This is a genomic window from Streptomyces sp. NPDC001002, from assembly GCF_053599215.1.
This window is the reverse complement of sequence record NZ_JBSFLV010000214.1, coordinates 1-13,041: the sequence shown is the minus strand read 5'-3', so window position 1 is coordinate 13,041 and position 13,041 is coordinate 1. Positions and strand designations below refer to the sequence as shown.

The window sequence follows — 13,041 nt, the reverse complement described above, 5'->3', positions numbered from 1 at the left end:
ATCAAACGCACCAAGCCCGGCGTCGATCCCTACTGGGTGACCCCCGGTGGCGGAGTCGAGTCCGAGGACACGACCGTCGTCGAAGCCCTCCATCGTCCAGGCCCGCGGACCGCTCCTGGTGCTGGAGGACGAGTACCCGGACGCCTGGTGGATGCCGGGTCACCCGCCCCAGCTGGTCGTCACCACCGGCGCCCTGCACCGCCTCACCGACCCTCAGCTGGAATCGGTCCTCACCCACGAACGCGATCACGCCCGCGCTCACCACGACTGGCTGCTGCATCTGTCGACGGCGCTCGCGACGGGGTTTCCCCGGGTGCCGCTCTTCGCCCACTTCTGCGACCAGACGCACCGGCTGGTGGAACTGGCCGCGGACGACACGGCATCGCGTCGCTGCGGTCACCTCACCACGGCGCTGGCCCTGATCGAGCTGAACCAGCACCGGGGCGTTCTCTCCTGCGCGTCCAGTCACCGCCTGCTGGGCGAGCGGGTGGACCGACTGCTGCAGCCTCCGGCTCGCCTCGGGCGCCGTCACAGGGCTTTGACGGCGACGGTGGCGACGCTGGTGCCGCTGCTCCCCTTGCTGATCACGTTCGCTCCCGGGTTGACGGCGCTGGGCTGACCGGCGGCAGGAGGCACCGGCCCGGCCGGTAGTGGCAGATGTAGCCCGACAGCCACCGTTTGCCCAGCTCACCCGCCCCACCGGCGGAGCCCTTGGTGGCGCAACACTCTCGCAACACTCCATTCCCTACCGGCTCGCTATGGTTCGAAACATGCCATCCAGCGAGCGCGTCCGAGACCACGCAGGGCAGGGTGCGACCACCGTCGCCGCCCACCGTGCGCGGCGTCGGCTGCGCGCCGACCAGGCACGGCAGCTCGCCGATCTGCTCCGCCACCAGCTGCTGGCCGGCGGGTTCCCGGACGGCACGCTCCCGCACGAGACGACCCTCGCCGCCGACTACCGCGCCACCCGCAACACCGTCCGCGAGGCCCTGGACCTGCTCAGGGCCGAGGGGCTGGTGGAACGGCTGCCCGGTGTCGGCACCGTGGTGGTCGCCGAGAAGTACCCGCACGGCCTGGACCGGCTGATGGGCCTCGCGGAGACCCTCCGCGAGCACGGCCGGGTCACCAACGAGGTCCGCACGATGGGCCCCGCCTCCGCGCCCGCCCCGGTCGCCGAACGCCTGCACGTCCCGCCCGGCTCGGACGTCCTCTACATCGAACGTCTGCGCCGCCTGGACGGCCTCCCCCTCTCCCTCGACCTCACCTACATCCCGCTCGACATCGGCACCTCCCTGCTCGGCGCCGACCTGGAGAACACCGACGTCTTCCGCCTCCTGGAAGCCATCACCGGCCACTCCCTCGGGCACGCCGAGATCACCCTGGAGGCGGTGAACGCGGACACCCACTCCGCCGCCGTACTCGAAGCCCCGCGCGGCGCGGCCGTCCTGATGCTGGAACGCCTCACGCATCTCGACGACGGCCGCCCGGTCGACCTGGAGTTCATCCGCTTCCGCGGCGACCGCATCACGATGAGCGGCCTCCTGCACCGCTCTCTCTGATCCACAGCTCCCCCTCTGGACCCTCCCCCTCCCCTCCTCTCCCCTGCCCTCTCTTGCTGGACCTTCCTGGAGACAGCCATGCCTTTGGCGCCCCAGCGGGCCGACGTGCCCGTGACCATCGACGAGTCGAAGTGCATCGACGGCTGCACGCTCTGCGTCGACATGTGCCCGTTGGACTCCCTCGCCATCGACGAGAGCAACGGCAAGGCCTACATGCACGTCGACGAGTGCTGGTACTGCGGCCCGTGCGCGGCCCGCTGTCCCACCGGAGCCGTGACGGTCAACATGCCCTATCTGCTCCGGTGAGAGGTCCGAACTCCCATGAAACGCACGGCAGTTGCCCTGTCCACGGCCGCCCTGCTCCTCCCGCTGTCCGGCTGCGGCGGCAGCGCGGAGGCCGGTAGCGGCAACACGGTGACGGTCACCGTCGGCTATCAGTCCAAGACCATCAACACGGTCACCGCGGGCACCCTCCTGCGCTCCCTCGGGTACTTCGAGAGGGACCTCAACGCCCTCCACGACGGCCACACCTACAAGGTCGACTGGCAGGACTACGCCACCGGCGCCCCCATCACCGCCCAGATGACCGCCGGGAAGATCGACATCGGCTCGATGGGCGACTTCCCGCTGCTCATCAACGCGGCCCGCGGCAAGCAGCTCGGCAAGCCGACCCGCCTGGTCTCGGTCACCGGCTACAACCTCCGCGGCGGCCTCAACACCGTCGTCACCTCCCCCGACTCCACACTCACCTCCCTCACTGACCTGAAGGGCAAGAAGGTCTCCACGAGCATCGGCTCGGCCGCCGACGGCACCCTCGTACGCGCCCTCCAAGAGGCCGGCATCGACCCTGACAAGGGCATCGAGAAGCTCAACCAGCAGCCCGCGGTGGGCGCTTCGGCCCTCGCCGCCGGCAGCGTGGACGCGCTCTCCCAGTTCGTCGCCTGGCCCGGCCTGCTCACCTACCAGGGCAAGGCGAAGGCCCTGTACGACGGCGCCCAGCTGAACCTCCCCACCTTCCACGGCGTCACCGCCCGCGAGGACTTCGCCAAGCAGCGGCCCGCCGTCCTGGAGGCCTTCCTCAAGGCCCAGTCCGAGGCGACGGACTACCTGAACGCCCACCCGGTCGCCGCCGCCGAGAAGGTCGCCAAGGCCACGGAGCTGCCCGCCGAGGTCGTCTACCTCTACAACGGCGCCCACGGCATCGCCACCTTCGACCCGGCCATCAAGCCCCAACTCGTCGCCGCCCTCAAGGAAGACGTCTCCGTCCTCAAGGCCGCGAAGCTGACCGGCGACGTGGACGTGGACTCCTTCGTCGACGACCAGTACGTCAAGAAGGCCCTCGGCGCGGACTACGCCACGCAACTCACCGCGAAGCCGGCTCCCGCCGCGAGCGAGGTGTGGCCGAAGGGGGCGACGGGAACAGGGGGTTCGGCGAGTTCGGCGGATTCCGAGAAGACGCTCGCCTTCAAGTCCCCTGCCGAGCTGCTGAGTTACGTGGCCAAGCACCGGAACGGCATCCGCGCCGCCTACGTCCCCGACGCCACCACCGGCACCCTCTGGTTCGCCGACAAGGCGGTGTGGGTGGCTGACGGCGACGAGCTGCTGCCGTTCGTCGCACCGGCGACCGCGCAGGCGTACATCTCTGGGCACGGGGGCGCTCGCGTCATCACGTACGCCGAAGCCCTGGAGCAGGCGTCGTGAGCGGGCGTCCGAAACAGGCGGGCCGGTATGCGCTGCGGCTCGGCTCGCTCGCCGCCGCTCTCGGCATCTGGCAGTTGCTGACCAGCCTGGACGTCGATCTGTGGCTGCGCTTCTCGCAGTTCCCCACGGTCGCCGACGTGGCCCGCGCCTTCGCCGACCGGGTGTCCGGCCCGGACTACTGGACGGACCTCACCGACAGCCTCACCCGTATCCTCACCGGCTTCCTGCTCGCCGCCGTCCTGGGCGTGGCCACCGGCGTGCTCGTGGCGCGCTCGCGGCTCGCCGAGGACCTGCTCGGCCCGGTCCTCGAAGTCCTGCGCCCGATCCCGGCCATCGCCCTCGTCCCGGTCGCGATCCTCCTCTTCCCCTCCAACGAACAGGGCATCGTCTTCATCACCTGCACCGCCGCCTTCTTCCCGGTCCTGGTCTCCACCCGGCACGCCGTCCGTGCCCTGACTCCCGTGTGGGAGGAGGCGGTTCGCACCATGGGCGGCGGCCGCTGGCGCGTGCTGGGCTCGGTCGTCCTGCCGGGCGCGCTGCCCGGCATCTTCGGCGGCCTGTCGGTCGGCATCGGCGTCTCGTGGATCTGCGTGATCTCCGCCGAGATGATCTCCGGCCAGTACGGCGTCGGTTACCGCACCTGGCAGGACTACACGATCGTCAACTACCCGGGCGTCTTCGTCGGCATGGTCACGATCGGCATCCTCGGCTGGCTCACGTCCACGGCCGTGGAACTCCTCGGCCGCCGCCTGACCCACTGGCTGCCGCGCACGTCGTACGTCCCGGTGGGCCGCGCCCCACGCAGGGGGAGCGGTGCGAGCGGTGCCTCGGTGCCCGTACCGGCGAAGCCCACGACCCAGGAGGGAGTACCCCATGACCAGCTCGTCTGACGTCCGTTCGCCCTCCGGAACCGGCTCCCGCACCGGCGCCGCACTGGCCCTGCGCTCCGCCGCCCTCGGCCGCCCGGGCGCCCCCGTCCTGGACGACATCGGCCTCGACGTCTCTCCCGGCGAGATCCTCACCGTCGTCGGCCCCTCGGGCTGCGGCAAGTCGACGTTGCTGCGCACGCTCGCCGGGCTGCTGGCCCCGCTCTCCGGCGAGGTCACCCAGGACGGCCGCCCGCTGACCGGCCCGGGCGCCGACCGAGCCCTGATCTTCCAGGACGACGCCCTCCTGCCCTGGCGCAGCCTGCGCGCCAACGTCGAACTCCCCCTCACCATCAAGGGATTGCCGCGTACCGAACGTCGCGCCCAGGCCGATTCCTGGCTCGACCGCGTCGGACTCGGCCCGCTCTCCCGGCAGTTGCCGCACCGCGTCTCGGGTGGACAACGCCAGCGCGCCCAACTCGCCCGCGCCCTCGCGGGAGCGCCCCGTGCCGTCCTCATGGACGAGCCCTTCGGCGCCCTCGACGCCCAGACCCGGGCCGGCATGCAGGACCTGCTGGTGGAGGTGCTGGGTGGCACGGGCGCGACCGTCGTCTTCGTCACCCACGACGTGGACGAAGCCCTGTACCTGGGTGACCGCGTCGCCCTCCTCGGCGCGGGCCGGCTCGTCGCCGTACGCGAGGTGCCGCGTCCACGGGACCGTGCCGCGCACGACGATCCCGCGCGCGTGGCGCTGCGCCGCGACGTCCTGACCTCGCTCGGTTCCTGAAAGGCCCCCTGGTGACCACCTCCGTGCACACACCCCTGGAGATCCCCGCGCTCGCCGACGCCGAGGAGCTGACCTGCGACGTCCTCGTCATCGGCGGCGGCACCGCCGGCACGATGGCCGCCCTGACCGCCGCCGAGCACGGCGCCGACGTGATCCTGCTGGAGAAGGCCCACGTCCGGCACTCCGGCGCCCTCGCCATGGGCATGGACGGCGTCAACAACGCCGTCATCCCCGGCCGCGCCGAGCCCGACGACTACGTCGCCGAGATCACCCGCGCCAACGACGGCATCGTCGACCAGTCCACCGTCCGCCAGACCGCCACCCGCGGCTTCGGCATGGTGCAGCGCCTTGAGTCGTACGGCGTGAAGTTCGAGAAGGACGAGCACGGCGAGTACGCGGTCCGGCAGGTGCACCGCTCGGGCTCGTACGTGCTGCCGATGCCGGAGGGCAAGGACGTCAAGAAGGTCCTGTACCGGCAGTTGCGGCGGCGCGAGATGCGCGAGCGGATCCGCATCGAGAACCGGGTGATGCCGGTGCGGGTGCTGACGGCGGAGGGCCGGGCCGTGGGGGCGGCGGGCTTCAACACCCGTACGGGCGGCTTCGTTTCGGTCCGCGCGGGCGCGGTGATCCTGGCCACCGGCGCCTGCGGCCGGCTCGGCCTGCCCGCCTCCGGCTACCTCTACGGCACCTACGAGAACCCCACCAACGCGGGTGACGGCTACGCGATGGCGTACCACGCGGGCGCCGAGCTCACCGGCATCGAGTGCTTCCAGATCAACCCGCTGATCAAGGACTACAACGGCCCCGCCTGCGCCTACGTCGCCAACCCCTTCGGCGGCTACCAGGTCAACCGGCACGGGGAACGCTTCGTCGACTCCGACTACTGGTCCGGCCAGATGATGGCCGAGTTCGCCGCGGAGGTGGCGTCGGACCGCGGGCCCGTGTACCTGAAGCTGAGCCACCTCCCGGAGGAGTCGATCTCCGCCCTGGAGTCGATCCTGCACTCGACGGAACGGCCCACGCGGGGGACTTTCCATGAAGGCCGCGGCCACGACTACCGCACCCACGACGTCGAGATGCACATCTCCGAAATCGGCCTGTGCGGCGGCCACTCGGCCTCCGGCGTCCGCGTCGACGACCACGCCCGCACGACCGTCCCGCGCCTGTACGCCGCCGGCGACCTGGCCTGCGTGCCGCACAACTACATGATCGGCGCGTTCGTCTTCGGCGATCTCGCGGGCGCGGACGCGGCCCAGTACTCGGCGTACGAAGGGGAGTTGCCGGCCGACCAGCTCCGCGAGGCGCACGAGCTGATCTACCGCCCGCTGGGCAACCCGGACGGCCCGCCGCAGACCCAGGTCGAGTACAAACTGCGCCGCTTCGTGAACGACTACGTGGCCCCGCCCAAGTCCGGCGCCCGGCTCTCCCTTGCCCTGGAGGCGTTCGAGCGCATGCACGCCGACATCGCGGAGATGGGCGCGCGCACCCCGCACGAACTGATGCGCTGCGCCGAGGTCTCCTTCATCCGCGACTGCGCGGAGATGGCCGCGCGCGCCTCCCTCGCCCGCACGGAGTCCCGCTGGGGCCTCTACCACGACCGTCTCGACCACCCTCATCGCGACGACGCGTCCTGGTTCCACCACCTCGATCTGCACAAGTCCCCCTCTGGTGCGATGGAGTTCACGGCCCGTCCCGTGGCTCCCTACCTGGTCCCCATCGACGAGTTCACGCCCGTCGGCGGCCCCTCCCGTCACCTCGGCGAGGTGCACGCCGAGGACGTCGCAACCGCCGGCTCCCGGGACCTGGCCCCGGTCGCGACGGGTACGGGAGGCGTGGAGGGCGCGGAGGAGACGGCCGACGTGGAGTGGGCAGAGGGAGCGGAGTGGACAGAGGGTACGGACCCGAACCGCGCCTCCGTCCCGAACTCCCCCGAGCCCCGCCCCGAGGAGTCCTCCCGACGCCTCCTGGAGCTGGTCGCCCTCGCCGACGAACAGCCCGAACTCGACTCCCTGCGGCCCTACTTGACCGACCCGGCCGCCGCCGTCCGCCGCGAGGCCGTCGCCGTCCTCACCGAGACGCTGCCGCCGGGCACGGGCCCCGCCCTCGCCGCGTCCCTCCGCGACACCGCCCCCGAGGTACGGTCCGCGGCCGCCGCTTCCCTGCGCGAACTCGTCGAGACGCTTCCGCCCGAACTCGCCCTCCGCGACGGCCTGGTCGCCGCCCTGGCCGAGTCCGACCCGGTCGTCCGCGCCGCCTCCCTCGACGTCCTGCGCGCCCTGCGCCTCGGCGACGCCGTGCTCTTCTCCGCCTCCCTCTCCGACACCGACATCGCCGTCCGCATCGAGGCCGTACGCGCCCTCGTCTCGGTCGACGCTGCCCCCGAACTGGCCCACGCCACCGACGACCCGTCCCGCGAGGTCCGCGTGACCATCGCGAAGGCGTTGGCGACGGTGACGGCGACTCGGCGGGCGGGGGTGCATGGCGCGCACGAGATCCCGGGCACGCACGAGGCCGCGGGCACTCACACGGACGCCGACCCCGAATCCGACGTCGTCCTGACCGCCCTCGCCCAACTCACCGCCGACCCGGACCCCTTGGTCCAGGGCGCCGCCTACGGCGCACTCGGCACGACCGGCTGCCCGGCCCCGCTCGCCGCCCGCGCAGTGGCCGCCCTGTCCGCCCCCGCCTGGCAGGTCAGGTCCGGCGCCGCGACCGCCCTCTCCGCCGCCGACCCCGACGTGGCCGTCCCCGCCCTGGCGAAGGCCCTCGCCGACCCGAACGCCGACGTCCGCAAGGCCGCCGTGCTGGCCCTGACCCGGCACGGCGCCACGGAGGACGCCCGTGCAGCCCTCTCCACGGCCACGACGGACACGGACGCGGACGTCAGGGCGTACGCGTCACGGGCGCTGTGACGGCGCGGGGCGCTTCGGTGTGAGGCGCCCTCCGCACCGAGCCGACGCCGACGGCCAGTCCTCTATATCCAGTCCTCCGGCTCCGGCTCCATGTCCATCTCGGGCCAGTAGTCGGCACCAGGATCGGCGGCAGCTGCCGGAGTCGGCGTCGCTCTTGCCGCTGCCGTCGTTTTCGTAGCTGCCGTCGATCTCGGTGCCGCCGTAGCCGCTGCCGCCTGCGCCGGAACTGCCGTCGCCGCAGGAGCCACCTCCGGTGCATCCCCCAGCCCCGCCAGTACCCCGATCACGCCGTCCCCGTACGTCGCCAGCTTCTTCTCGCCGACGCCGCTGATCGTGCCGAGTTGGGACACCGACGTCGGCCAGACCGTGGCGATCTCGCGGAGGGTGGCGTCGTGGAAGATGACGTAGGCGGGGACGCCCTGTTCGCGGGCCTGTTCGGCGCGCCAGGCCCGCAGGGCTTCGAAGGCCGGTTGCAGGGCCTCCGGCAACTCCGCCGCGGCGGCCTTGGCCTTGCGGTCGCCCCGACTGCCGGACGAGGAGCCCGACTTGGCGCCCGCCGGCTTCTTCGGCTCCTTGCGCAGCGGGACCTCCCGCTCGCGCCGCAGCACCGTGCCGCTGGCCTCGGTCAGCACCAGCGTGCCGTAGTCGCCCTCGACCGCGAGCAGTCCCTGCGCCAGCATCTGCCGTACGACGCCCCGCCACTCGGCCTCCGCGAGGTCCTCACCGATGCCGAACACGGACAGCTGGTCGTGGTCGAACTGGATCACCTTGGCCGTGCGCTTACCCATGAGGATGTCGACGATCTGCACCGCGCCGAACTTCTGCCCCCGCTCGCGCTGCAGCCGCACCACCGTGGACAGCACCTTCTGGGCCGCGACCGTGCCGTCCCAGGTCTCCGGCGGGGTGAGGCAGGTGTCGCAGTTGCCGCAGCCGCTCGCGTCGGGGTCCTGGCCGAAGTAGGCGAGCAGCTGGCCCCGGCGGCACGCGGCCGTCTCGCACAGGGCCAGCATCGAGTCCAGGTGGGCGGCGGCGCGGCGGCGGAACGCCTCGTCGCCCTCGCTGGACTGGATCATCTTGCGCTGTTGTATGACGTCGTTGAGGCCGTAGGCCATCCAGGCCGTCGAGGGCATTCCGTCGCGGCCCGCGCGGCCCGTCTCCTGGTAGTAGCCCTCGACCGACTTGGGCAGGTCGAGGTGGGCGACGAAGCGCACGTCCGGCTTGTCGATGCCCATGCCGAAGGCGATCGTCGCGACCACCACGAGGCCCTCTTCGCGCAGGAAGCGGGACTGGTTCGCCGCGCGCGTGCCCGCGTCCAGACCTGCGTGGTACGGCACCGCCTCGACGCCGCTGCGGGAGAGGAACTCCGCCGTCTTCTCGACCGAGTTGCGCGAGAGGCAGTACACGATGCCCGCGTCGCCCGGGTGCTCCTCGCGCAGGAAGTTCAACAGCTGCTTCTTGGGGTCGGCCTTCGGGACGATCCGGTACTGGATGTTGGGCCGGTCGAAGCTCGCCACGAAGTGCCGGGCGTTCGGCATCCCGAGCCGCTCAGTGATCTCCTGGTGCGTGGCGTGCGTGGCCGTCGCCGTGAGCGCGATCCGGGGGACGTCCGGCCAGCGCTCGCCCAGGACGGAGAGGGTCAGGTAGTCGGGGCGGAAGTCGTGGCCCCACGAGGAGACGCAGTGCGCCTCGTCGATCGCGAAGACCGAGATCTTGCCGCGGGAGAGCAGGTCCAGGCTGGAGTCGAGGCGCAGCCGCTCCGGCGCCATGTACAGCACGTCCAGCTCGCCGGCCAGGAACTCGGCCTCGACCACGCGACGCTCGTCGAAGTCCTGCGTGGAGTTCATGAACCCCGCGTTGACCCCGAGGGCCCGCAGCGCGTCCACCTGGTCCTGCATCAGCGCGATCAGCGGCGAGACCACGACGCCTGTGCCTGGTCTGACCAGGGCCGGGATCTGGTAGCACAGCGACTTGCCGCCGCCGGTCGGCATGAGGACCACGGCGTCGCCGCCGGCCACCACATGGTCGATGACCTCTTCCTGTTCGCCGCGGAAGGTCTCGTATCCGAAGACCCGGTGCAAGGTGGAGAGCGCTTCGCTCTCCGTGACCCCTGGCATCTCGCTGATCCCGCCCATCCCACGCATCGTCCCGTCCCCCGTACGTCGTCCCTCGACCACTGCGTCCACGATAGGGGCCCGGACTGACAGCCATGGAGTTATCCACAGGCTGGTGACGGTTACGGGGTGTGGTCATTCGAATGGCTCCGTCACATGGCGCGACCGTCGGGGCCGGGACATGCTGCCGGTGCGGGACGGGGGAGGTCCGCCACGCCACCGAACGGACGGCGCGCCGTGCGTGCGGACGCCTCCCGAAGTCAAGGAGCCCCACCGTGTCCCCTCGGTCCCTGCAGGGCGCCGTCAAGGCCGCCATCGCGGTGGCGACGGCCGCGGCCTTCGCGCTGACCGCCGCTCCGGCCCACGCCGCGTCCGATCCCGTCCCGTCCGCCGCGTGGGCCGAGCTGAGCAAGACGTACCAGGCCACCGCCAAGTACGGGTACGAGGCGTCCGCCGCGGCCGGCGGTTACGTACGGTCCGAAGAGTGCGTCGCCGACCCGGTGAAGGGCGGCATGGGCTACCACTACCTCAACGAGGCGAACATCGGTTCGGTCGATCCGGAGAAGCCGGCGGCCCTGGTGTACTCGGAGGGGTCCAGGAACGCGTGGGCGGACGTGTCCGACTTCACCGGCGGGCGCAAGCTGGTCGCGGTGGAGTGGATGGTGGAGGACTCCGGGCAGGCCGCGCCGACGCTGTTCGGGCGGACCTTCGACAAGGACCAGCTCCCCGGCTTCTACACCCTCCACGCCTGGATCTACAAGCCCAACTCCGAGGGCCTGTTCGCGCCGTGGAACCCTCTGGTCGTCTGCCCGACCACCTGAGTACCGGTTACGCGCGAAGGGCCCCGGTTCCCTCGAAGGGAACCGGGGCCCGCCGCTCGCGTACCGCGCGTCAGCGCACGAACACTCCCGCCTGGTTGGCCAGGTCCAGGAAGTACTGCGGCGCCACACCGAGGACCAGCGTGACCGCCACGCCGACGCCGATCGTCGTCATCGTCAGCGGCGAGGGCACGGCGACCGTGGGGCCGTCGGGCCGCGGCTCGCTGAAGAACATCAGCACGATGACGCGGATGTAGAAGAACGCGGCGATCGCGGACGAGATCACACCGACCACGACCAGCGGAGCCGCGCCGCCCTCGGCCGCCGCCTTGAACACGGCGAACTTCCCGGAGAAGCCCGAGGTCAGCGGGATGCCGGCGAAGGCCAGCAGGAACACCGCGAACACGGCCGCCACCAGCGGTGAACGGCGGCCCAGGCCCGCCCACTTGGACAGGTGGGTCGCCTCGCCGCCCGCGTCGCGCACCAGCGTCACCACGGCGAAGGCGCCGACGGTCACGAAGGAGTACGCGCCCAGGTAGAACAGGACGGACGAGACGCCGTCGGGCGTGGTCGCGATGACACCCGCGAGGATGAAGCCCGCGTGCGCGATCGACGAGTACGCCAGCAGCCGCTTGATGTCGGTCTGGGTGATCGCCACGATCGCGCCGCCCAGCATGGTGACGATCGCGACGGCCCACATGACCGGCCGCCAGTCCCAGCGCAGCCCCGGCAGGACGACGTACAGCAGGCGCAGCAGCGCGCCGAACGCCGCGACCTTCGTGGCCGCCGCCATGAAGCCGGTGACCGGGGTCGGCGCGCCCTGGTAGACGTCGGGCGTCCACATGTGGAACGGCACCGCGCCCACCTTGAACAGCAGGCCCATGACGATCATCGCCGCGCCGATCAGCAGCAGCGCGTCGTTGCCCATGGTGTCGGCGAGCGCCGGGTCCACGTTGGTGACCGTGCCGTCGACGACCTGCGCGATCGTCGCGTACGACACCGAGCCCGCGTAGCCGTAGAGGAGCGCGATGCCGAACAGCGTGAACGCGGAGGCGAACGCGCCGAGCAGGAAGTACTTGACCGCGGCTTCCTGCGACATGAGCCGGTTGCGGCGGGCCAGCGCGCACATCAGGTACAGCGGGAGCGAGAACACTTCCAGGGCGATGAACAGCGTCAGCAGGTCGTTCGCCGAGGGGAAGACCAGCATTCCGGCGACCGCGAAGAGCAGCAGCGGGAAGACCTCGGTGGTGGTGAACCCGGCCTTGACGGCGGCCTTCTCGCTGTCGCTGCCCGGCACGGACGCGGCCTGCGCGGCGAAGGAGTCGACGCGGTTGCCGTGCGCTTCCGGGTCCAGGCGCCGCTCGGCGAAGGTGAACAGGCCCACCAGGCCGACCAGCAGGATCGTGCCCTGCAGGAACAGGGCCGGTCCGTCGACCGCGATCGCGCCCATCGCCGCGATGCGTGCCTTGGTGGTGCCGTATCCGTCCGCCGCGAGCGCCACGACCGCCGCGAAGGCGGCGCAGAGCGCGACGGCGGAGACGAACACCTGGGCGTAGTAACGGGACTTGCGCGGCACGAAGGCCTCGACCAGCACCCCGACGACCGCCGCGCCGAGGATGATCAGGGTGGGCGACAATTGCCCGTATTCGATCTTCGGCGCGTCGATCTTGGAGATCGGGTCGGCCGCGGTTGTCCACAGGCTGTGGACGGCTGCTGCGCTCACTTCGCGGCCTCCACCTCGGGCTGGGGGTCCTTCTTGTGTACGTCGGACAAGGTCGACTTCACCGCCGGATTGACGATGTCGGTGACCGGCTTGGGATAGACGCCCAGGAAGATCAACAGGACGATCAGGGGCGTCACGACCACGAGTTCACGCGCGCGCAGGTCCGGCATCGTGGAGACCTCGGGTTTCACCGGCCCGGTCATCGTCCGCTGGTAGAGGACGAGGACGTAGAGCGCGGCGAGGACGATGCCGAAGGTGGCGATGATGCCGATCGCCGGGTAGCGCGCGAACACGCCGACCAGGACCAGGAACTCGCTCACGAAGGGCGCCAGGCCCGGCAGCGACAGGGTCGCGAGCCCGCCGATCAGGAAGGTGCCGGCGAGCACCGGGGCGACCTTCTGCACTCCCCCGTAGTCCGCGATGAGCCGCGAGCCGCGCCGGGAGATCAGGAAGCCGGCCACCAGCATCAACGCGGCCGTGGAGATGCCGTGGTTGACCATGTACAGCGTCGCGCCCGACTGGCCCTGGCTGGTCATCGCGAAGATGCCCAGGATGATGAAGCCG

At 71.3% G+C, this 13,041-nt stretch carries 10 protein-coding genes and 2 pseudogenes; 9 read left to right on the top strand and 3 right to left on the bottom strand.

Annotated elements, in window-relative coordinates; genetic code table 11:
* The 8 genes and pseudogenes from ACWDR3_RS44735 to ACWDR3_RS44700 all read left to right on the top strand — a co-directional run.
* Nucleotides 1–96, top strand: a pseudogene (locus ACWDR3_RS44735) (NUDIX hydrolase); the annotation flags it as partial.
* Nucleotide 97: 1 nt separating this feature from the next.
* A pseudogene (locus ACWDR3_RS44730) lies at nucleotides 98–619 on the top strand (M56 family metallopeptidase); the annotation flags it as partial.
* 151 nt (nucleotides 620–770) lie between these two features.
* Nucleotides 771–1,559 (top strand): GntR family transcriptional regulator, encoded by a 789-nt coding sequence (locus ACWDR3_RS44725; RefSeq protein ID WP_402353522.1) that lies wholly within the window; start codon nucleotides 771–773, stop codon nucleotides 1,557–1,559.
* 78 nt (nucleotides 1,560–1,637) lie between these two features.
* The gene (locus tag ACWDR3_RS44720) at nucleotides 1,638–1,865 is read left to right on the top strand and encodes a 4Fe-4S dicluster domain-containing protein (RefSeq protein ID WP_010986276.1); all 228 of its coding nucleotides are present in this window, start codon (nucleotides 1,638–1,640) and stop codon (nucleotides 1,863–1,865) included.
* 15 nt (nucleotides 1,866–1,880) lie between these two features.
* Complete coding sequence (locus tag ACWDR3_RS44715; RefSeq protein WP_450358442.1) at nucleotides 1,881–3,260, top strand: ABC transporter substrate-binding protein; 1,380 nt, start codon at nucleotides 1,881–1,883, stop codon at nucleotides 3,258–3,260.
* The gene (locus ACWDR3_RS44710) at nucleotides 3,257–4,150 is read left to right on the top strand and encodes an ABC transporter permease (RefSeq protein ID WP_450358441.1); all 894 of its coding nucleotides are present in this window, start codon (nucleotides 3,257–3,259) and stop codon (nucleotides 4,148–4,150) included. Before ACWDR3_RS44715 ends, ACWDR3_RS44710 begins: the two co-directional genes overlap by 4 nt.
* The gene (locus ACWDR3_RS44705) at nucleotides 4,134–4,913 is read left to right on the top strand and encodes an ABC transporter ATP-binding protein (protein WP_450358440.1); all 780 of its coding nucleotides are present in this window, start codon (nucleotides 4,134–4,136) and stop codon (nucleotides 4,911–4,913) included. The genes ACWDR3_RS44710 and ACWDR3_RS44705 overlap by 17 nt, the downstream gene beginning before the upstream one ends.
* Nucleotides 4,914–4,924: 11 nt before the next feature.
* A complete protein-coding gene (locus ACWDR3_RS44700; protein WP_450358439.1) occupies nucleotides 4,925–7,825 on the top strand; it encodes a fumarate reductase/succinate dehydrogenase flavoprotein subunit in 2,901 nt (966 codons plus the stop codon).
* A 62-nt stretch (nucleotides 7,826–7,887) separates the two neighbouring features.
* On the opposite strand, the gene recQ is transcribed toward ACWDR3_RS44700, so the two are convergent.
* Nucleotides 7,888–9,966, bottom strand: coding sequence for a DNA helicase RecQ (gene recQ, locus ACWDR3_RS44695; protein ID WP_450358443.1), 2,079 nt, complete (start codon nucleotides 9,964–9,966; stop codon nucleotides 7,888–7,890).
* A 245-nt stretch (nucleotides 9,967–10,211) separates the two neighbouring features.
* Here recQ and ACWDR3_RS44690 point away from each other — a divergent pair, with 245 nt between their 5' ends.
* Nucleotides 10,212–10,757 carry a hypothetical protein gene (locus ACWDR3_RS44690; protein ID WP_450358438.1) on the top strand — a complete coding sequence of 182 codons (546 nt, stop codon included), beginning with the start codon at nucleotides 10,212–10,214 and terminating at the stop codon, nucleotides 10,755–10,757.
* Between the two features lie 70 nt (nucleotides 10,758–10,827).
* On the opposite strand, the gene nuoN is transcribed toward ACWDR3_RS44690, so the two are convergent.
* Both nuoN and ACWDR3_RS44680 read right to left on the bottom strand, forming a co-directional pair.
* Nucleotides 10,828–12,477: an NADH-quinone oxidoreductase subunit NuoN gene (nuoN, locus tag ACWDR3_RS44685; RefSeq protein WP_450358437.1), complete on the bottom strand. Its 1,650-nt coding sequence runs from the start codon at nucleotides 12,475–12,477 to the stop codon at nucleotides 10,828–10,830.
* Nucleotides 12,474–13,041 (bottom strand): proton-conducting transporter transmembrane domain-containing protein (locus ACWDR3_RS44680; RefSeq protein ID WP_450358436.1); only part of this gene is annotated, 568 nt, incomplete at its 5' end. The genes ACWDR3_RS44680 and nuoN, both read right to left, overlap by 4 nt.

What these genes read in the sequence shown, in the direction of transcription:
- ACWDR3_RS44720 (WP_010986276.1), top strand. Translation starts at nt 1,638, where the DNA reads ATGCCTTTGGCGCCCCAGCGGGCCGACGTGCCCGTGACCATCGACGAG.
- ACWDR3_RS44705 (WP_450358440.1), top strand. Translation starts at nt 4,134, where the DNA reads ATGACCAGCTCGTCTGACGTCCGTTCGCCCTCCGGAACCGGCTCCCGC.
- ACWDR3_RS44715 (WP_450358442.1), top strand. Translation starts at nt 1,881, where the DNA reads ATGAAACGCACGGCAGTTGCCCTGTCCACGGCCGCCCTGCTCCTCCCG.
- ACWDR3_RS44725 (WP_402353522.1), top strand. Translation starts at nt 771, where the DNA reads ATGCCATCCAGCGAGCGCGTCCGAGACCACGCAGGGCAGGGTGCGACC.
- recQ (WP_450358443.1), bottom strand. Translation starts at nt 9,966, where the DNA reads ATGCGTGGGATGGGCGGGATCAGCGAGATGCCAGGGGTCACGGAGAGC.